Annotated in this window: 15 protein-coding genes, 1 pseudogene and 1 riboswitch; of the genes and pseudogenes, 12 read left to right on the top strand and 4 right to left on the bottom strand. The window is 73.6% G+C overall.

The annotated features are described in order from the left end of the window. Positions 1-216: 216 nt before the first annotated feature. Positions 217-3,747 (top strand): transcription-repair coupling factor, encoded by a 3,531-nt coding sequence (gene mfd / locus AB0953_RS10465; RefSeq protein WP_366859007.1) that lies wholly within the window; start codon positions 217-219, stop codon positions 3,745-3,747. Positions 3,748-3,801: 54 nt separating this feature from the next. Here the strand turns inward: mfd and AB0953_RS10460 are convergent, their stop codons facing one another. After that, positions 3,802-4,146, bottom strand: a complete 345-nt coding sequence (locus AB0953_RS10460; protein WP_366859006.1) for a hypothetical protein — start codon at positions 4,144-4,146, stop codon at positions 3,802-3,804. 255 nt (positions 4,147-4,401) lie between these two features. Between AB0953_RS10460 and AB0953_RS10455 the strand changes: the two genes are divergently transcribed. Beyond that, positions 4,402-4,971: a hypothetical protein gene (locus AB0953_RS10455; protein WP_366859005.1), complete on the top strand. Its 570-nt coding sequence runs from the start codon at positions 4,402-4,404 to the stop codon at positions 4,969-4,971. Then, the gene (locus tag AB0953_RS10450) at positions 4,968-6,470 is read left to right on the top strand and encodes a serine/threonine-protein kinase (protein WP_366859004.1); all 1,503 of its coding nucleotides are present in this window, start codon (positions 4,968-4,970) and stop codon (positions 6,468-6,470) included. Before AB0953_RS10455 ends, AB0953_RS10450 begins: the two co-directional genes overlap by 4 nt. Here AB0953_RS10450 and AB0953_RS10445 read toward each other — a convergent pair. Then, the gene (locus AB0953_RS10445; protein WP_366859003.1) at positions 6,359-8,938 is read right to left on the bottom strand and encodes a YfhO family protein; all 2,580 of its coding nucleotides are present in this window, start codon (positions 8,936-8,938) and stop codon (positions 6,359-6,361) included. The two genes, AB0953_RS10450 and AB0953_RS10445, sit on opposite strands and share 112 nt — an antisense overlap. Positions 8,939-9,115: 177 nt before the next feature. Here AB0953_RS10445 and AB0953_RS10440 point away from each other — a divergent pair, with 177 nt between their 5' ends. Both AB0953_RS10440 and AB0953_RS10435 read left to right on the top strand, forming a co-directional pair. Then, positions 9,116-9,742, top strand: a complete 627-nt coding sequence (locus AB0953_RS10440) for a SurA N-terminal domain-containing protein (protein WP_366859002.1) — start codon at positions 9,116-9,118, stop codon at positions 9,740-9,742. A gap of 28 nt (positions 9,743-9,770) precedes the next feature. Then, entirely contained in the window at positions 9,771-10,814 is a 1,044-nt protein-coding gene (locus tag AB0953_RS10435; protein ID WP_366859001.1) for a nucleoside triphosphate pyrophosphohydrolase, read from the top strand. Between the two features lie 64 nt (positions 10,815-10,878). Here the strand turns inward: AB0953_RS10435 and AB0953_RS10430 are convergent, their stop codons facing one another. Further along, a complete protein-coding gene (locus AB0953_RS10430; RefSeq protein WP_366859000.1) occupies positions 10,879-11,208 on the bottom strand; it encodes a globin domain-containing protein in 330 nt (109 codons plus the stop codon). A 192-nt stretch (positions 11,209-11,400) separates the two neighbouring features. Here AB0953_RS10430 and AB0953_RS10425 point away from each other — a divergent pair, with 192 nt between their 5' ends. The 7 genes from AB0953_RS10425 to AB0953_RS10395 all read left to right on the top strand — a co-directional run bounded on the left by AB0953_RS10425 (position 11,401) and on the right by AB0953_RS10395 (position 18,688). Continuing rightward, positions 11,401-12,618 carry a cytochrome P450 gene (locus AB0953_RS10425; RefSeq protein WP_366859202.1) on the top strand — a complete coding sequence of 406 codons (1,218 nt, stop codon included), beginning with the start codon at positions 11,401-11,403 and terminating at the stop codon, positions 12,616-12,618. Between the two features lie 102 nt (positions 12,619-12,720). Then, on the top strand, positions 12,721-13,743 hold the full coding sequence (locus AB0953_RS10420; protein ID WP_366858999.1) for a transglycosylase family protein: 1,023 nt from the start codon (positions 12,721-12,723) through the stop codon (positions 13,741-13,743). Between the two features lie 282 nt (positions 13,744-14,025). Beyond that, positions 14,026-14,193, top strand: a riboswitch (cyclic di-AMP (ydaO/yuaA leader). 2 nt (positions 14,194-14,195) lie between these two features. Continuing rightward, entirely contained in the window at positions 14,196-14,909 is a 714-nt protein-coding gene (locus AB0953_RS10415; protein ID WP_366858998.1) for a transglycosylase family protein, read from the top strand. Between the two features lie 309 nt (positions 14,910-15,218). Continuing rightward, entirely contained in the window at positions 15,219-16,505 is a 1,287-nt protein-coding gene (eno, locus tag AB0953_RS10410; protein ID WP_366858997.1) for a phosphopyruvate hydratase, read from the top strand. A gap of 91 nt (positions 16,506-16,596) precedes the next feature. Further along, positions 16,597-17,085, top strand: coding sequence for a septum formation initiator family protein (locus AB0953_RS10405; protein WP_366858996.1), 489 nt, complete (start codon positions 16,597-16,599; stop codon positions 17,083-17,085). A 119-nt stretch (positions 17,086-17,204) separates the two neighbouring features. Continuing rightward, entirely contained in the window at positions 17,205-17,750 is a 546-nt protein-coding gene (locus AB0953_RS10400) for a DUF501 domain-containing protein (RefSeq protein WP_366858995.1), read from the top strand. Then, positions 17,747-18,688 carry a Ppx/GppA phosphatase family protein gene (locus AB0953_RS10395; protein WP_366858994.1) on the top strand — a complete coding sequence of 314 codons (942 nt, stop codon included), beginning with the start codon at positions 17,747-17,749 and terminating at the stop codon, positions 18,686-18,688. The genes AB0953_RS10400 and AB0953_RS10395 overlap by 4 nt, the downstream gene beginning before the upstream one ends. Positions 18,689-18,743: 55 nt before the next feature. Here the strand turns inward: AB0953_RS10395 and AB0953_RS10390 are convergent. After that, a pseudogene (locus AB0953_RS10390) lies at positions 18,744-19,022 on the bottom strand (type II toxin-antitoxin system RelE/ParE family toxin); the annotation flags it as partial. Between the last annotated feature and the right edge of the window lie 242 nt (positions 19,023-19,264).

Below are 19,264 nucleotides of genomic sequence, written 5' to 3'. Positions count from 1 at the left end.
GCCGGGGCCTGCGCCGCGTTCGCGTGACGGAGCCCGCCGGCCGGGTACGGGGCCCGCCGGCCGGTACGGGCCCCCCGGGGCGCCGCGGCGCGCGTGCTGCGCGGCGGCCCGTACGGGAGGTGGCGGGCGCGGGTGCGGGCGTAGGGTGGGAACCCCCGGCCCGCACGCGTGTCGGGCCCTTCGCGTTGCCCCCTCACCGGACGGAAAGCCTCCTTCATGAGCCTGCACGGACTGCTCGACGCCGTCACCCGGGACCCCGCCCTCGCCGAGGCGGTCACCGCGGCCGGGGACGGCAACCGCATGCACGTGGACCTCGTCGGCCCGCCCGCCGCGCGCCCCTTCGCGATCGCCGCGCTGGCCGCCCGTACCGGCCGGACCGTCCTCGCGGTCACCGCCACCGGGCGGGAGGCCGAGGACCTGGCCGCCGCCCTGCGCTCGTTCCTGCCGCCGGACGAGGTGGCGGAGTTCCCCTCCTGGGAGACGCTGCCGCACGAGCGGCTCTCGCCGCGCAGCGACACCGTCGGCCGCCGCCTGGCCGTCCTGCGCCGGCTCGTTCACCCGAGCAAGGACGACCCGGCCGCCGGCCCCGTCTCCGTCGTGGTCGCGCCGATCCGCTCCGTGCTCCAGCCGCAGGTCAAGGGGCTCGCCGACCTGGTGCCCGTCAGCCTGCGCCAGGGCGGCAGCGCCGACCTCGGCGAGGTCGTCGAGGCGCTGTCGGCCGCCGCGTACGCGCGGGTCGAGCTGGTGGAGAAGCGCGGCGAGTTCGCCGTGCGCGGCGGCATCCTCGACGTGTTCCCGCCGACCGAGGAGCACCCGCTGCGCATCGAGTTCTGGGGTGACGAGGTCGAGGAGATCCGCTACTTCAAGGTCGCCGACCAGCGCTCCCTCGAAGTCGCCGAGCACGGCCTGTGGGCGCCGCCCTGCCGCGAGCTGCTGCTGACGCCCGAGGTGCGCGAGCGGGCCGCCGCCCTGGCCGAGGTCCACCCCGAGCTCGGCGAACTCCTCGGGAAGATCGCCGAGGGGATCGCGGTGGAGGGCATGGAGTCCCTCGCCCCGGTCCTGGTCGACGACATGGAACTGCTGATCGACGTCCTGCCGGCCCGGTCGATGGCCGTGGTGTGCGATCCGGAGCGCGTCCGCACCCGGGCCGCCGACCTGGTGGCGACCAGCCAGGAGTTCCTGATGGCCTCCTGGGCCGCCACCGCGGGCGGCGGCGAAGCCCCCATCGACGTCGGCGCGGCCTCCCTGCGGGGCATCGCGGACGTCCGCGACCGGGCCCGCGAGCTCGGCATGATGTGGTGGTCGGTGTCCCCGTTCGCCGCCGACGAGGAGGTGGCCGCGGACACGTTGAAGCTCGGCATGCACGCCCCCGAGGCCTACCGCGGCGACACCGCCCGCGCGCTCGCCGACACCAAGGGCTGGCTCGCCGACGGCTGGCGCACCGTCTACCTCACCGAGGGCCACGGCCCGGCCGCCCGCACCGTCGAGGTGCTCGGCGGCGAGGGCATCGCCGCCCGCCTGGAGGCCGGCCTCGCCACCCTGGAGCCGCACGTCGTCCACGTGGCCTGCGCCTCCCTCGGCAGCGGCTTCGTCGACCCGGGCCTGCGCATCGCCGTCCTCACCGAGACCGACCTGACCGGCCAGCGCACCGCCACCAAGGACCTGGGGCGGATGCCGACCCGGCGCCGCAAGTCCATCGACCCCCTCACCCTGGAGGTCGGCGACTACATCGTCCACGAGCAGCACGGCGTCGGCCGCTACCTCGAGATGGTGCAGCGCACCGTCCAGGGCGCCACCCGCGAGTACCTCCTCGTCGAGTACGCCCCCGCCAAGCGCGGCCAGCCCGGCGACCGGCTCTACATCCCCACCGACCAGCTGGAGCAGGTCACCAAGTACGTGGGCGGCGAGGCCCCGACGCTCCACCGGCTCGGCGGCGCCGACTGGACCAAGACCAAGGCCCGCGCCAAGAAGGCCGTCAAGGAGATCGCCGCCGACCTGATCAAGCTGTACAGCGCGCGCATGGCCGCGCCCGGCCACTCCTTCGGCCCGGACACGCCCTGGCAGCGGGAGCTGGAGGACGCCTTCCCGTACGCGGAGACGCCCGACCAGCTCACCACGATCGCCGAGGTCAAGGAGGACATGGAGAAGACCGTCCCCATGGACCGCCTGATCTGCGGCGACGTCGGCTACGGCAAGACCGAGATCGCCGTGCGGGCGGCGTTCAAGGCGGTGCAGGACGGCAAGCAGGTGGCCGTCCTGGTCCCGACCACCCTCCTCGTGCAGCAGCACTTCGGCACCTTCTCCGAGCGCTACAGCCAGTTCCCCGTCAACGTGAAGGCCCTGTCCCGCTTCCAGAGCGACACCGAGGCCAAGGCCACCCTGGAGGGGCTGAAGGAGGGCTCGGTCGACGTCGTCATCGGCACGCACCGGCTCTTCTCGCAGGAGACCAAGTTCAAGGACCTGGGCCTGGTCATCGTCGACGAGGAGCAGCGGTTCGGCGTCGAGCACAAGGAGCAGCTGAAGAAGCTGCGGGCCAACGTCGACGTGCTGACCATGTCGGCGACGCCGATCCCGCGCACCCTGGAGATGGCGGTGACCGGCATCCGCGAGATGTCGACCATCACCACCCCGCCGGAGGAGCGCCACCCGGTGCTCACCTTCGTCGGCCCGTACGAGGAGAAGCAGATCGGCGCGGCCATCCGGCGCGAGCTGCTGCGCGAGGGCCAGTGCTTCTACATCCACAACCGGGTCGAGTCCATCGACCGGGCGGCGGCGCGGCTGCGCGAGATCGTGCCCGAGGCGCGGATCGCGACGGCCCACGGCCAGATGTCGGAACAGGCCCTGGAGCAGGTGGTCGTGGACTTCTGGGAGAAGAAGTTCGACGTGCTGGTCTCCACGACGATCGTCGAGTCCGGCATCGACATCTCCAACGCCAACACCCTCATCGTGGAGCGCGGCGACAACTTCGGCCTCTCGCAGTTGCACCAGCTGCGCGGCCGTGTCGGGCGCGGCCGCGAGCGGGGGTACGCGTACTTCCTGTACCCGCCGGAGAAGCCGCTGACCGAGACGGCGCACGAGCGCCTGGCCACCATCGCCCAGCACACGGAGATGGGCGCGGGCATGTACGTGGCGATGAAGGACCTGGAGATCCGCGGCGCGGGCAACCTGCTCGGCGGCGAGCAGTCCGGCCACATCGCGGGCGTCGGCTTCGACCTGTACATCCGCATGGTCGGCGAGGCGGTGGCGGACTACCGGGCCGCGGTCGAGGGCGGGGCGGAGGAGGAGCCGCCGCTGGAGGTGAAGATCGAGCTGCCGGTCGACGCGCACGTCCCGCACGACTACGCGCCCGGCGAGCGGCTGCGCCTGCAGGCGTACCGGTCGATCGCGTCGGCCAACTCCGAGGAGGACGTCAAGGCCGTGCGGGAGGAGCTCACCGACCGCTACGGCAAGCTGCCGGAGCCGGTGGAGAACCTGCTGCTGGTGGCGGGGCTGCGGATGCTGGCGCGGGCGTGCGGGGTCGGCGACATCACCCTGCAGGGCCCGAACGTCCGCTTCGGCCCGGTGGAGTTGCGCGAGTCGCAGGAGCTGCGCCTGAAGCGCCTGTACCCGGGCTCGGTGCTCAAGCCGGCCACCTCGCAGGTGCTGGTCCCGCGGCCGAAGACGGCCCGGGTGGGCGGCAAGCCGCTGGTCGGCCGGGAACTGCTGGCCTGGACCGGCGAGTTCCTCACCACGATCCTCGGATCGTGAGCGCGTGAGCGCCCGGCCGGGACCGTTTCCTGCGGATCCCGGCCGGGGTGCCGGTCAGAGCGACATCTCCGCCGCGCAGGCCAAGATGGTCGTGACGCTGCCCTCACACCTGTTTCCGTCGCTGCCGACGGTCAGATAGGCCTGGAACTTCCGCTCGTCGACGGTCGCGTCCAGCAGGGCCTGCTGGGTGACGACCCGCTGCGTCTCCTCGTAGGCACGGCGCAGCACCGTCGCGGAGTCCTGGCCCGCGAGCGGGTCGGCGGTCGGGGACGGTGTGGCGGGCACCGGGCGGGAGGCCGGTGCGGATGCCGTCTTTCCGGACAACGGCGCGCAGGCCGCGGTGGAGAGGAGGACCGCGCCGGCCAGTGCGGCAGCGGCGGTGGACGTGGTGGTGCGCATGCGAAAGGCCCCCGGGAACTGGTGTTCCCGGGAGCCTAGCGGCCGGTGCGGTGCAGCCGTGCGGGGGTTCGCGGGGGCCGGTGCGCTGCGGCTGTGCGGCGAGGGTGCAACGGTTGCGCGTATCCCCTCGATGGCGGCCGGAAACGGTGTATACCCTCAGACCCTGAACTTCGTCGACACGGTCCGTCAGGAGCAGCGATGCACGGCCCCGGCCTTCCGCCGCAGCATGGCCCCCAGCCCAGTTCCGGGGGTGTGGTGGCACTGCGCGTGCTGTTCGCCCTGCTGCCCGTACTGAGCTGCGGCTTCCTGGGGTGGGCCACGATGCTGCGGCTCGCGGTCGTCACCCGCAAGTCCGCCGACTGGATCCTGCTGGCGGTCAACTTCGCGCTGACCGTCGGCTGGATCGCGCTGATCGGCGCCGACCCGACCCCGAACACCGACGGCTGGCAGGGCAACACCGGCGCCTTCGGCACCATCCTGACCGGCGTCGCGACCTGTGTGTACTTCCTGGTCGCCGACATCCGCCACTACGAGAGGAAGGCCGCGGCCCGCACCGCGGGCTGGTACCCGGGACAGCCCGCCCCGTACGTGCCGCCGCAGGCGCAGGCAGCCGGCCCGGCGTACGGCTACCCGCACCCGCAGCCGCAGCCGCAGCCGCAGCCGCAGCCGCAGACGCCCGCCCCGGGCCCGGTCACCCCGCCGCGGATCGGCCAGGTCCGTGCCGAGCTGGACGAGCTGAGCGAGCTGCTGCGCCAGCAGACCCCGCCCCAGAACCCGAACCCGAACCCGAACCAGAACCCGAACGGTGAGGGCACCGGGCGGTGAGCGACGACGGCCGGATCATCGGCGAGCGCTACCGGCTGGCCTCCCTGCTCGGCCAGGGCGGCATGGGCCAGGTGTGGACCGCGTACGACCAGCGCCTGGACCGGCGCGTCGCCGTGAAGCTGCTGCGCCCGGACAAGGTGGCCGGCCCCGGCTCCGTCGCCGACGAGCTGCGCCGCCGCTTCGTGCGCGAGTGCCGGGTCACGGCCCAGGTGGACCACCCGGGCCTGGTCACCGTGCACGACGCGGGCAGCGACGGCGACGAGCTGTTCCTCGTCATGGGGTACGTCGAGGGCACCAACCTCGCCGACCACCTCGCCGCCCACGACCCCTACCCGTGGCCGTGGGCCGTCTCGGTGGTGGCGCAGCTGTGCGGGGTGCTGTCGGCCGTGCACGCGGTGCCGATCGTGCACCGCGACCTCAAGCCGCGGAACGTGATGGTCCGCCCCGACGGCACCGTCCTGGTCCTCGACCTCGGCGTCGCCTCGGTGATGGACACCGACACCACCCGCCTCACCAGCACCGGCTCCCCGATCGGCAGCCCCGCGTACATGGCGCCCGAACAGGCCATGGGCGGCGCGGTGGGCCCGTACACCGACCTGTACGCGCTCGGCGTGCTGCTGTACGAACTGCTCTCCGGCAACGTGCCCTTCGCCGGGTCCACCGCGCTCGGCGTGCTCCACCGCCACCTGTACGAGCCGCCGGTGCCCGTGCGCCGGGTGCGCCCGGAGATCCCGCACCAGCTGGAGGCGACCCTCCTCCACATGCTGGCCAAGGACCCGCAGGACCGGCCGTCCTCCGCCCAGCAGGTGTACGAGGCGCTCGTCCCGCTGTTGCCCAAGCAGGGCACCCCGGCGGCCTCCCTGGACCCCACCCGCCCGTTCCTGCGCCCGCACGCGCCCTGGCCGGACCGGGCCGCCGCCATCCCGCCGCAGCCGACCGCGCCGCCGTCCAAGCCGGACATCCCGGCCGCCGTGGACGAGGCCCGCAAGCTCCTGGACCAGGGCCGCCTGACCCAGGCCGTGGACATCCTCGGCGGCATCCTCCCCGCCGCTGCCGCCCAGCACGGCGAGCACTCCACCATCGTGCGCAGCCTGCGCAAGCAGTACGCCGCCACCCTCATGGACGACGGCCAGTACCGCCGCGCCCTGCCCGAACTGCACCGCCTCGCGGAGGAGTTCCCGGCCGGCGACCCGCAGGCCCTGCGGTTCCGCTATGACGCCGCGCAGTGCCTGGAGCAGCTGGGCGAGCCGGCCGCGGCACTCGCCGAGTACCGCGCGCTGCTGCCGCTCTTCGAGAACCACTACGCGAACCCGGACCCGGGCCTGCCGCTGGAGGTCCGCCGCCGGATCGCGCAGCTGCTGCTCTCCCTCGGCGACCGGCCGGCCGCTCACGACACCCTGGCGCGCCTGCTCTTCGACGCCGAGCGCATCCACGGGCCCGCCCACCCGTTCTCCGCGGAGGTGCGCCGCACCCTCCAGTGGCTCAGCCGCGTCCACTGACGCCGCCGCAGCCGCCGCAGCTCCAGTACCGCCACCACCAGCAGCGCGCCCGCCGCGGCCGCCGCGCCCGGCAGCAGGCCCGGCGGGCGGAACGTGCAGGCCACGGTGCGGGTGCCCGGGGTCACGGGGGTGGCGACCAGGCCCAGATGGGCCGTGGCGGGGCGGCCGTTGCAGCTCCATCCGGCGATCGCGGGCGCGGCGAGGACCGCGGTGCCCGAGCTGCCCGGCGGGAGGACGGCGCTGACCGACGAGGCCCCGACCCGCACCGAGGCCGGGTCGGGGGCCGCCGCGCGCAGGGCCGCCACCGCCGCGTCGAGGCGGCCGCGGTCGAGGCAGGACAGCGACCGGCGGGGCGGCTCGGGGGCGTCGAGGACCAGGGCGGAGGAGGCGCCGCGGGAGGGGCCGAGCGGCTGGAGGGCGGCCCGGTTGCGCGGCGGGTTGCCGTTCATCCGGAAGGCGGGCCCGTCGGCGAGGCGGGCGGTCGCGTGGTACTCGGGGGCCCACAGGAAGGCCTCGGTGCCCGCGCGGCAGACCCCGGGCGCGACCGGGTCCTCGTACACCCGGGCGCCCAGCAGGAGTTCCTGGTTGGCGAAGGGCGGGCCGTCGCGGTAGGAGGGGGCGGGGCCACCGGGGCCGCCGGGGCCACCGGGTCCTGCGGGGCGGAGGGTGAGCAGGGGCAGCGGGCGGCTGCGCACGACCGTGCCGTCCGGCTCCAGGCGGGCGCCGACGGCGAAGAGGGCGTCGGTGACCGGGTTGTCGATGCTCTGCACGTTGCGGCCGCGCGAGGTCCAGCCCGCGCCGAGCGCCGCCATCGTCCGCGTGTACACGTCCGGGGTGTGGCTGCTGTAGTAGGCGCCGCCCTCCCCGCCCAGCAGCAGCGGATCGTTGCCCGACAGGGCCGGGCGGCTCGGGTCGGTGCGGTACGCGGGCCACCCGTCGGCCTCCGCCAGGGCCGCCGCCCGCGCGGTGTGGGCGGGCCCCCAGGACGGGTAGTCGTCCAGGCCGCCCAGCTTGCCGCGGTGGCCGAAGGCCGTGGTCGCCGCGGCCTGCCCGGCCAGCACCAGGACCAGCAGGGCCGCCGCCGGGAGCGCGGGCCGGCGCCGGGCCGGCCCCGGGCGCAGCGCCCACCAGGCCGCGCCGGCCAGGGCGAGCCCGCCGCCGAACAGCGCGAACCCCCAGGCGGTGGCCAGCGGGCTGCCGCTCGCGGCGAGGGCCGCCGCGGCCAGCAGGGCCGTCCCGGCCGCGAGCGCCCGGGGCCCGGGCACCCCGTGGGCGAGGGCGGCCCAGGCCGCGATGACGGCCACGCCCGCCAGGACGAAGGTCTGCCGGTACGGGCTGCCGTTCGGGGTGGCGAAGAGGTGCCAGGCCAGGTGGGCCGGCGTCCACTGGAAGGACAGCAGCACGGCCGCGGTCAGGCCGCCCCACGCCAGCCGGGTGCGCCGCGGCACGGCCCGGTGGAACGGCAGCGCCGCCACCAGCAGCAGGGTCCCCGTCCCGACGAACAGCGCCGGGGAGGAGAAGGAGTAGGTGCCGGGCAGCATCCGCGCGAACACGTCCGCCCAGGGCGCCGGCCGGAACTCCCGCGTCCACCCCGGGTAGGCCTGCCGGGAGCTGAGGAAGAGCGGCACGAGCACCGGCGCGGACAGGGCGATGCCCAGCAGCACCGCCCCGGCGGCGCGGGCCGCCGCGCCCACCCGCTCCCGCGCGGGCCGCCGCTCCAGCACCAGCCGTACCAGCAGCACCAGCGCCGCCCCCAGCGTGGCCATGTACGCGGTGTAGAAGTTCGCCGTCCAGCACACCGCCGCCACCAGGACGGCGGCGGTGAACCGCCGCCCGCGCAGCGCCCATTCGCCCGTCAGGCACAGCAGCGGGAAGGCGATCAGCCCGTCCAGCCACATCGGGTTGTACGAGGCCTCGATCACCGACCAGCCGCACAGCGCGTACGAGGCCCCCAGCAGCCCCGCCGCCCACCACCGCCCGCGGGCCTGCGTGCGCAGCAGCCAGGCCATCGCCGCCGCCGCGGCCGCGGTCTTGAGGACGGTGACCGCGTACACCGCGAGGTCGATGTCCTGGCGCGGGAAGAGCGCCACGAGCGGGGCGAACGGGCTGGTCAGATAGGTCCCGAGGTCGGGCAGGAAGCTGGTGCCGTAGCCGGACTGCCAGTTGAGCAGCAGCCCGCCGCGCGCCCGCCCGTGCAGCAGGTCCCACAGGTGGGCGTGGAAGGGGACGAACTGGTTGCCGAGGTCGTTGACGCTGCGGTGCCGGTGGCCGTACGGGAACACGCGGGCGGCCGCGTCCCCCGAGCAGACGGCCGCGGCCGTGACCAGGGCGGCGAGGACCGAGCCGGCCAGGCTCGCGCGGCGCGGGGAGCGGCGCGGGGACCGGGTCGGGGCGGGCCGTGACGACGGGGGCCTGGTGCGCGCCGAAGGGCGCGGCGGCGCGGCCGGCGAGGGGTGCGGGGTCGACATGGTGGGCCGACCTTGGCAGCGCCGGTGGACCGGGCGGTGGCCGCCGGGTGAACACGTACCCCAACACCCCGGGAATCGTTGGTCGAACCGGTGGCCCGTACCACCCTGACTGCATACCATCGATCACCGCACGGCCTTTGTGCACCGACGCACAATCTCCCGGCCCTGGAGGCTCCTTTGCACCGTCGCACAGCGCTCTCCGTATCCGCCGCCCTGCTCGTGGCGGCCCCCCTGCTGTCCGCCTGCTCGGGCCAGTCCCGCCCGGGCACCGCGGCCGTCGTCGGCGGCGAGCGGATCACCACCTCCGCCCTCCAGGCCCAGGTCAACGACGTCCGCACCGCGCAGAACCGCAGCGGGCAGTCCGCCGCCCAGCTGATCCAGGCCTCGCCCGGCCTGGAGCGGGTCAAGCTCAACAAGATGATCCAGACCGCCGTGCTGGAGCGCGCCGCGAAGGACGCGGGCGTGCGGGTCAGCCCGCGCGAGGTCGAGGAGTTCCGTAAGGCCCAGCTGGAGAAGGCCGGCGGCCCCGAGCAGCTGGAGGCGGCCGCCCTGGAGCAGGCCCACCTGGCCCCGGGCCAGCTGGAGGCCGACGCCCGCTTCAAGCTGCTGCGCGACAAGCTCTTCGACCACTACGGCAGCCAGGACAAGGCGCTGGAGAAGCTCGGCGCCGCGGCGAAGGCCCTGCACATCGAGGTCAACCCGCGCTACGGGGCCTGGGACGCGCAGCAGATCGTCCTCGGGGACCAGCAGACCCCGTGGATCACCCAGCGGACCCGGCCCGGGCAGGCACCCGCCGGAGCCTGAGGCGCGCCGCCGGAGGTAGGTTCGGAGGGTGAACGCCCACGCCGCCGAACCCGCCCGCCCGTCCGACACCGCCGCCGGCCGCGCCGCCGGCCCCGCCCCCGGTCCGGCCGACGGGGACGCCGTCGGCCGGATCGTGCTGCTCACCGCCAGCCACCGGGTCGCCCCCGGCCTGCTGTCCTGGCCCGCCTGGCAGACCCTGCACGGCGCGGACCGGGTGCTGTGCGCCGACCCGGGCCACCCGCAGCTGCCGTACCTGCGGGAGGCGGGCGTCGAGGTCGCCCTCGAGGCCCCGGACGCGCACGCCCTGGTCGACGCCTGCGCGGGCGGGCGCACCGTCGTGGTGATCCCGGCCGGCGAGGGCGACCAGCGCCTCACCGACGGCCTGGCCCGGCTCGCCGGCTCCGGCCGCGTCGCCATGCCCGACCTGGAGCTGCTGCCCGGCTCCTACGATCTGCCCGGCGCCCGGCTGCTCGACCTGGTGCAGGTGATGGACCGGGTCCGCCGGGAATGCCCGTGGACCTCCCGCCAGACCCATCGCGGGCTGGTGAAGTACGCCATCGAGGAGGCGTACGAGCTGGTCGAGGCCATCGAGGACGGGGACCGCGAGGAGCTGCGCGAGGAGCTCGGCGACGTCCTGCTCCAGGTGGTCTTCCACGCGCGGATCGCCGAGGAGGACCCCGACGAGCCGTTCTCCGTGGACGACGTGGCCGGCAGCCTCGTCGAGAAGCTGATCCACCGCCACCCGCACGTCTTCGGCGACGCCGAGGCGCAGACCGCGGAGGACGTCAGCGCCCACTGGCAGCGCACCAAGGCGGTGGAGAAGCAGCGCGCCTCCGTCACCGACGGGATCCCGCTGGGCCAGCCCGGCCTGGCGCTCGCGGCCAAGCTCGCCGGCCGGGCCCGCGCGGGCGGGCTCGCCGTGGAGCTGCCGGGCGGCGAGGGCATCGGGTACGAGCTGCTGCGGCTGGCGGCGCGCGCGGAGGCGGAGGGCGTGGACCCCGAGACGGCGCTGCGCGCCGCGGCCCGCGCCTACCGCGACGCGATCCGCGCCGCCGAGGGCCTCGACGCCTAGGTGTATTGACCCGCAGCGTTGTTCACGCTGGTCAGGGGTATGCCTGCGACCAGGCCTTTTCCACCTAGGGGGTCCAGGCGCTGCCGGAGGCTTCGGCGAGGGCGGCGAGCAGGCTGGCGCCCACGGCGGCGTAGTGCTCGGGGCCGGCGAGGAACTTGCGGTGGTCGCGGCCGAGGTCGTGGAGGTAGGAGGCCAGGCCCTCGTGCTCCAGGTGGGCGACGACGTGGGTGAGGGCGGCGAAGAGCCGGTCCCGCTGGCGCTGCATGTCCTCGGCGGAGGGCGGGAAGAGCGCGCGGATCGCGGGGTGGTGCCAGAAGAGGTGGGAGTGGAAGTACTTGACCGCGTGCTCGGCCCGTCTCTCCACCACCGCGAAGCTGCTCTTCAAGATCCTCACGTCCACAGGTCCGAAAGGAGGAGCGGCGTCCGTCGCGGCGTCAAGTGACGGCCGATCTGCGGACAGCCGTGGCGAACCCCCATAAGGGGTGCCGTGCGCCGCCCGGGATACCGTCGACCCGTGCACGAGCCGACCCCCGCCGCCCCCGAAGACCCCGCTGCCGCAGACGCCCCGGCCGCCCCGGCCCCGACCCTGTTCGACTGGGAGTTCGCGACCGACCCCTATCCCGCGTACGCCTGGCTGCGCGAGCACGCGCCGGTCCACCGCACCCGGCTGCCCAGCGGGGTCGAGGCCTGGCTGGTGACCCGGTACGCCGATGCCCGCCAGGCCCTCGCCGACCAGCGGCTCAGCAAGAACCCGGCGCACCACGCGGAGCCGGCGCACGCCAAGGGCAAGACCGGGATCCCGGGGGAGCGCAAGGCGGAGCTGATGACGCACCTGCTGAACATCGACCCCCCGGACCACACCCGGCTGCGGCGCCTGGTGTCGAAGGCGTTCACGCCGCGCAGGGTGGCGGAGTTCACACCGCGGGTGCAGGAGCTGACCGACCACCTCATCGACGGCTTCGCCGGGCGGGGCGAGGCGGACCTCATCCACGAGTTCGCCTTCCCGCTGCCGATCTACGCCATCTGCGAGATGCTCGGGGTGCCGCGCGAGGACCAGGACGACTTCCGCGACTGGGCCGGGATGATGATCCGGCACGGCGGCGGCCCGCGTGGCGGAGTGGCCCGCTCCGTCAAGCAGATGCGCACGTACCTCGGCGAACTCATCCACCGCAAAAGGGATGATCTGGGCAATGACCTGATCTCGGACCTGATCCGGGCGAGCGACCACGGCGACCACCTCACCGAGGCCGAGGCCACCGCCATGGCGTTCATCCTGCTCTTCGCGGGTTTCGAGACCACCGTGAACCTCATCGGCAACGGCGTCCACTCCCTCTTCAAGAACCCGGAGCAGCGCACACGGCTCCAGGCCTCCCTCGCCGCCGGCGAGCGCGGGCTGCTGCAGACCGGCGTGGAGGAGCTGCTGCGCTACGACGGCCCCGTCGAGCTCGCCACCTGGCGCTTCGCCACCCGTCCGCTGACGCTCGGCGGACAGGACATCGCGGTCGGCGACCCGGTGCTGGTGGTCCTCGCCGCCGCCGACCGCGACCCGGCGCGGTTCGCCGACCCCGACACCCTCGACCTCTCGCGCGCCGACAACCAGCACCTCGGCTACGGCCACGGGATCCACTACTGCCTGGGCGCTCCGCTCGCCCGACTCGAAGGACAGACGGCGCTTGCGACTTTGCTGACGCGTCTGCCGGATCTGGAACTCGCCGTTCCGTCAACTGACCTGCGTTGGCGCGGAGGTCTGATCATGCGTGGCCTGCGCACGCTTCCCGTGCGCTTCACACCCCGAAACAACTGAACGTTTTCTGAGACAAAGTCAACTCCTTGCTCAACTTGTGACAATCGTTCGAAGGCCGCTAGGTTCTGCCGTTACCCAGCCGTTATGCGAAAGGTGCATCACATGCGTTCCGGGAACGGCCGCCACAGACGCCCCCGCCAGGTACCCGCGATTGTCGTCACCGCCGGAGTCACGGGCTCCGCGCTGGCCCTGCCACTGCTCGCCGCCACCGGCGCGAGCGCGGCCGACGCCTCGACGTGGGACAAGGTCGCCGAGTGCGAGAGCGGGGGCACCTGGAGCGCCAACACCGGCAGCGGTGCGTACGGCGGGCTGGCGTTCACCCAGGAGCAGTGGCAGAGCGCGGGCGGCCTGGAGTTTGCCGAGCGGCCCGACCTGGCCAGCCGGTCCCAGCAGATCGCGGTAGCCGAGCGCGTGCTCGGCGACCGGGGCCCCGAGGCCTGGCAGAACTGCGCGGCCTCGGCCGGGCTGACCAAGGACGCCCCCGCGGCGGACGTGGACCCGGGCGCCGCCGGCGACCACCGCGCCGTCGGCGCCAGCCCGAGCCGCCCGGACGAGAAGGTCCCGGCCGGCGGCAACGGCGGCCGGGCCACCGACTTCGGCGCCCCGACCCCCGGGCCCACCTTCACCCTCCCGCCCGCGCCGCAGGCACCCGTGAGCGGCCTGCCCGTCATGCCCGACCCGGACGTGCCGGCCCAGACGCCGCTGCCGGGCACCCCGGGCACCCCGACCGCGCCCACGACGCCGACCGCGCCCGGTACGGCGCCCACCGCCCCGGTGAACCCGGCGGACCCGACCGCCCCGGTGAACCCGGCCGACCCGGCCAACCCGGGGGCGCCGACGGCCCCGGGCGCCACCCCGTCCGCCCCCTCGGCCGCGCCCGCCCCGGGCGCCTCCGCCGACCCGGCCGCCATACCGGACACCTCCGCCACCGGCAAGCACCGCGGTGCGCCCGCCGTGGAGACCCCGGCCCCCTCGTACACCGTGAAGGAGGGCGACAGCCTCGCCACCATCGCGGACGCCAAGGGGGTCAAGGGCGGCTGGAGCGCCCTGTACCACGCCAACGAGCAGGTCATCGGCGGTGACGCCAACCTGATCAAGCCGGGCCAGAACCTGGATCTAAGGTAGCTATAACGGCACTTCGGGCACCCGGAAAGCGTCGTATGCCCGGTTCGTTCAAATGAGACATGCGTCTCTTCCGGTCAACTGGCGTGTCCTGTCCGCAACCTTGGGCAAACCACCCTCTCACCTGCGCAAACGCCCTTGCGGGGAGCGCAAGTAGGGGCCCTCCCCCGCCGAAGTTCCTCGTTGAACATCGGCGGGGGACCTGTCTACCTTCTGAATCGCCCGCCACCGCGGGCCCCTTCGACCGCACCGCCGAATCCTGCCGGCGGCCGGGGGGAACACACGTCGCGTCACGCGCCGAAGGCAGGAGCGGGGGAACCAACGAAGGCGCCGGGAACGACCGTTCGAAGACGGTCGCCACCGGCTAGGGGTGAAGACGCGCCACGTGCGCGGCCGGGCAACTCATCCGCCCGAACCCGACAGCTCACCTCGCAGGCGTCGGTGAGGAGAACTCCATGCTGCTTTCCGGCAAGGGCAAGCACCGCCGCGCCACCGCCATCGAGCGGACCACGCGCATCGTCACGCTCGCCGGTGTCGCCGGTGTCGCCGTCGCGGCCCCGCTGATGACCGCCGGCTCCGCGTCCGCCGCCACCGCCTCCGAGTGGGACCGCGTCGCGCAGTGCGAGTCCGGCGGCAACTGGTCCATCAACACGGGCAACGGCTACTACGGCGGCCTCCAGTTCTCCGCCTCCACCTGGGCCGCGTACGGCGGCAAGTCCTACGCCCCGCAGGCCAACCAGGCCTCCAAGGCGCAGCAGATAGCCATCGCCGAGAAGGTCCTCAAGGGCCAGGGCAAGGGCGCCTGGCCGGTCTGCGGCAAGGGCCTGTCGAACTCCGCGTACTCCGGCGGCGGCTCCACGAGCACCCCGAAGCAGACGCCGAAGACCGAGACGAAGAAGACCGAGACCCAGAAGGCCGAGACGCCGAAGACCCAGCCGAAGAAGGAGACCCCGCGCTCCGAGGCGCCGGTGACCCGCTCCGAGCGCGGCGACTCTGCGGCCATCAAGACCGGCAACGGCTCCTACGAGGTCAAGTCCGGCGACACCCTGGGCTCCATCGCCGACGCCAACGGCGTCAAGGGCGGCTGGCAGAAGCTGTTCGAGCTGAACAAGGACATCGTCTCGGACGCCGACCTGATCTACCCGGGCCAGATGCTGAAGCTCAGCTGACCCCCCCCGCACCTCCCGCGCGTGCCGTGACGGCACGCGCACACCCCGCCGCCCGGCGCGTACCCCTCACGCGCCGGGCGGCGGCGCGTCCGCCGGCGGGCGGACGCCGTGCGACAGCTGCCCGCCGGCGGCCGGAGGCCCCGAAACCAGGGGTCCTATGTCCCGGAAGCGGGGTATTCGGGCTCTTTTTCGTCCCAGGACCCGGGCGGTCGGCCAGCCGACTGCCGGGAGCCGGTTAGGCTCTAGGCGGCAAGGCCATCCCACGGCCGTACCCGCCACCGCACACCCAGCGTCACATCCCAGAAGGAGATGCTCGTGCCGTCCATCGACGTCGTCGTAGCCCGGGAAATCCTGGACTCCCGAGGCAACCCCACGGTCGAGGTCGAGGTGGGCCTCGACGACGGCAGCACCGGCCGTGCTGCTGTTCCGTCCGGCGCCTCCACCGGTGCCTTCGAGGCCATCGAGCTCCGTGACGGTGACCCCAACCGTTACCAGGGCAAGGGTGTCGAGAAGGCCGTCCTCGCGGTCATCGAGCAGATCGGCCCGGAGCTCGTCGGCTACGACGCCACCGAGCAGCGCCTGATCGACCAGGCCATGTTCGACCTGGACGCCACCGACAACAAGGGCTCGCTCGGCGCCAACGCCATCCTCGGCGTCTCCCTCGCCGTCGCGCACGCCGCGTCCGAGGCCTCGGACCTGCCGCTCTTCCGCTACCTCGGCGGCCCGAACGCGCACCTGCTGCCCGTTCCGATGATGAACATCCTCAACGGCGGCTCGCACGCCGACTCCAACGTGGACATCCAGGAGTTCATGATCGCGCCGATCGGCGCGGAGTCCTTCTCCGAGGCCCTGCGCTGGGGCACCGAGGTCTACCACACCCTCAAGTCCGTGCTGAAGGGCAAGGGCCTGTCCACCGGTCTGGGCGACGAGGGCGGCTTCGCCCCGAACCTCGGCTCCAACCGCGAGGCCCTGGACCTCATCCTCGAGGCCATCAAGCAGGCCGGCTACACCCCGGGCAAGGACATCGCGCTCGCGCTCGACGTCGCCGCGTCCGAGTTCTACAAGGACGGCAAGTACAACTTCGAGGGCCAGGCCCGCTCGGCCGCCGAGATGACCGAGTACTACGAGGAGCTCGTCTCCGCGTACCCGCTCGTCTCCATCGAGGACCCGCTGTTCGAGGACGACTGGGCCGGCTGGAAGGTCATCACCGAGAAGCTCGGCGCCAAGGTCCAGCTCGTCGGCGACGACCTGTTCGTCACCAACCCCGAGCGCCTCGCCCGCGGCATCGAGGAGGGCACCGCCAACGCCCTGCTCGTCAAGGTCAACCAGATCGGCTCGCTGACCGAGACCCTGGACGCCGTCGAGCTCGCCCAGCGCAACGGCTTCAAGTGCATGATGTCGCACCGCTCCGGTGAGACCGAGGACGTCACCATCGCCGACCTCGCCGTCGCCACCAACTGCGGCCAGATCAAGACCGGCGCCCCGGCCCGCTCCGAGCGCGTCGCCAAGTACAACCAGCTGCTGCGCATCGAGGAGATCCTCGACGACGCCGCGGTGTACGCGGGCCGCAGCGCGTTCCCCCGCTTCAAGGGCTGACGGTCCCTGAGCCTCCGTACGTCCCCGCACTCGGTCCCGTACCGTGTGCGGGGACGTATTGCGTAGTACGGACAGAGGGGAGGCGGGAGCAATGGCCGGGAACCGGGATCGGTTCTCCACCTTCTCCACCGCGACCAGGCTGAGGCAGCTCGGCGAGCGGACCGCCGCCCACGTCTACCGCTCGCAGAGCCGCCGCCAGGTCCGCCGCAGCCGGCTCACCGGCCGGGCCGCCCTGCTCGTGCTCGTCCTCTGTACGCTGGTCGTCGCCCTGGCGTACCCGATGCGCCAGTACGTCTCCCAGCGCTCGGAGATCGCGGAGCAGCAGCGGGCCGCCGCGGCGGCGAGCAAGCGCCTCGAACGCCTGCGCGACGAGAAGGCCCGCTGGCAGGACAACGCCTATGCGGAGCAGCAGGCGCGCAAGCACCTGCACTTCGTGCGGCCGGGCGAGATCGGCTACATCATGAACGATCCCGGCGCCGAGGCGGCGGAGCACCGCCGCACCGGCCGGGCCGGGTCCGACCGGCCCTGGTACTCCAACGTCTGGGACGGCGTGGACAAGGCCGACCGCCCCGGCGGCTGAGCCGCGACCGACTCGGCAGCGGACGAGCAGCACGAGCGCACGAGCAGTAAGAGCAGTAAGAGCAGCACGAGCAGTACGAGCAGCACCCATCCACGAGAACGAAGAGACTCCTTCCAGGCATGCAGACGCCCCCGCCCCAGACCGACCGGACCGAGCCGACCGACGCGGACATCGAGGCGTTCGAGCAGCAGCTCGGACGCCCGCCGCGCGGGCTGCGCGCCATCGCCCACCGCTGCCCGTGCGGTCAGCCGGACGTGGTGGAGACCGCCCCCCGCCTCCCCGACGGCACGCCGTTCCCCACCCTCTACTACCTGACCTGCCCGCGTGCGGCCTCCGCGATCGGCACGCTGGAGGCCAACGGCGTGATGAAGGAGATGCAGGCGCGCCTCGCCGAGGACCCCGAGCTCGCCGCCGCCTACCGCGCCGCGCACGAGGACTACATCCGGCGCCGCGACGCCATCGAGGTGCTCCAGGGCTTCCCGAGCGCCGGCGGCATGCCCGACCGGGTCAAGTGCCTGCACGTGCTGGTCGGCCACTCGCTGGCCGCCGGCCCGGGCGTGAACCCGTTCGGCGACGAGGCCCTGGCCATGCTGCCCGAGTGGTGGGCCAAGGGCCCCTGCGTCACCCCCTGCGGCGAGAAGAAGGACGCGGAGGGCGACGCATGACCCGGGTCGCCGGCATCGACTGCGGTACGAACTCCATCCGCCTGCTCGTCGCCGACTGCGACCCGGCCACCGGCGAGCTGGTCGAGCTGGACCGGCGGATGACGATCGTCCGCCTCGGCCAGGGCGTGGACAAGACCGGCCGGCTGGCCCCCGAGGCCCTGGAGCGCACCTTCGCCGCCTGCCGCGAGTACGCGGCGGTCATCGAGGAGCTCGGGGCGCAGCGGCTGCGGTTCGTGGCCACCTCGGCCTCCCGCGACGCCGAGAACCGCGAGGACTTCGTGCGCGGCGTCGTCGACATCCTGGGGGTCGAGCCCGAGGTGATCTCCGGCGACCAGGAGGCCGAGTTCTCCTTCACGGGCGCCACCAAGGAGCTGGCGGGCACCGACCACATGGACAAGCCGTTCCTGGTGGTGGACATCGGCGGCGGCTCCACCGAGTTCGTCGTGGGCGGGGAGCACGTCCGGGCCGCCCGCTCCGTGGACGTGGGCTGCGTCCGGATGACCGAGCGCCACCTGGTCGTCGACGGCGTGGTCACCGACCCGCCGACCGAGGCGCAGGTCGCCGCCATACGGGCCGACATCGACGCGGCCCTGGACCTGGCCGAGCAGACGGTGCCGCTGCGCGAGGCCCGCACCCTGGTCGGCCTGGCCGGCTCGGTGACCACCATCGCCGGGATCGCGCTCGGCCTGCCGGAGTACATCTCCTCGGAGATCCACCACTCCCGGATCCCCCGTGCGCAGGTCCGCGAGATCACCGAGCGGATGCTGACCACGACCCACGCCGAGCGCGCCGCCATCCCGGTCCTGCACCCGGGCCGGACCGACGTGATCGGAGCCGGCGCCCTGGTCCTCCTCTCGATCATGGATCGCATCGGCGCCGAGGAGGTCGTGGTCTCGGAGCACGACATTTTGGACGGCATCGCCTGGTCCATCGCCTGACCGGCCCGTGACCCGCCCGGGGGCCGTGGAGAGCCCCCGGGCAGGTCCGCCCTGACAGACTGCGCTGGACGTCCCGCCGGTCGCCGACCTCGATGACGAGGACGACGAGTTCGTCGTCCAGGACCTGGTAGGCCACCCGGTAGCTGCCGGCCCGCAGCCGGTAGAGGCCGGAGGGGCCGGTGGGCTTGTCGATGTCCGCGTCCTCGCGGAACGGGTCGTCGCCGAGCGCGGTCAGGGCCGCAAGGATGCGCATGGCCGCAGGCCGGTTGATCGCCCGGAGCCGGCGCTGACCGCTTCCGCCTCGCGTGCGAGCAGTTCGTCGGCGGCTGACCAGAGGGTTGTGCGGGTCGGGGAGGGGCTGGAGGAACCTTTCTGGGGGTCCTTCGGCCCTCTCTCCGAAGAAAGTTCGTGAAGTTCTTCACAAGGAAAAGGGGCCGGTTGGGCCAAGTCGAAGGCCCCCGGGGGTCTTTCGAGGGCGCGGAGGCCCGTTTTGTGCGTGCGTTCGTGTGAATCGAGGAGGGGGCGGGGCCGGGTCGGTAGGTACCGACGAACCCGGTGGTCTACTCCGGTTTTCGG

Origin of the sequence: Streptomyces sp. NPDC046866 (assembly GCF_040704625.1) — a bacterium.
In the GTDB taxonomy this organism is placed as follows: domain Bacteria; phylum Actinomycetota; class Actinomycetes; order Streptomycetales; family Streptomycetaceae; genus Streptomyces.
The sequence above is the reverse complement of the archived record's forward strand: the minus strand, read 5'-3'. Positions and strand labels throughout refer to the sequence as shown.

Excerpts from the sequence above, each read along its gene's own strand:
- AB0953_RS10400 (WP_366858995.1), top strand. The coding sequence starts at position 17,205 with ATGCAGACGCCCCCGCCCCAGACCGACCGGACCGAGCCGACCGACGCG.
- AB0953_RS10460 (WP_366859006.1), bottom strand. The coding sequence starts at position 4,146 with ATGCGCACCACCACGTCCACCGCCGCTGCCGCACTGGCCGGCGCGGTC.
- eno (WP_366858997.1), top strand. The coding sequence starts at position 15,219 with ATGCTCGTGCCGTCCATCGACGTCGTCGTAGCCCGGGAAATCCTGGAC.
- AB0953_RS10445 (WP_366859003.1), bottom strand. The coding sequence starts at position 8,938 with ATGTCGACCCCGCACCCCTCGCCGGCCGCGCCGCCGCGCCCTTCGGCG.
- AB0953_RS10415 (WP_366858998.1), top strand. The coding sequence starts at position 14,196 with ATGCTGCTTTCCGGCAAGGGCAAGCACCGCCGCGCCACCGCCATCGAG.
- AB0953_RS10395 (WP_366858994.1), top strand. The coding sequence starts at position 17,747 with ATGACCCGGGTCGCCGGCATCGACTGCGGTACGAACTCCATCCGCCTG.
- AB0953_RS10405 (WP_366858996.1), top strand. The coding sequence starts at position 16,597 with ATGGCCGGGAACCGGGATCGGTTCTCCACCTTCTCCACCGCGACCAGG.
- mfd (WP_366859007.1), top strand. The coding sequence starts at position 217 with ATGAGCCTGCACGGACTGCTCGACGCCGTCACCCGGGACCCCGCCCTC.
- AB0953_RS10420 (WP_366858999.1), top strand. The coding sequence starts at position 12,721 with ATGCGTTCCGGGAACGGCCGCCACAGACGCCCCCGCCAGGTACCCGCG.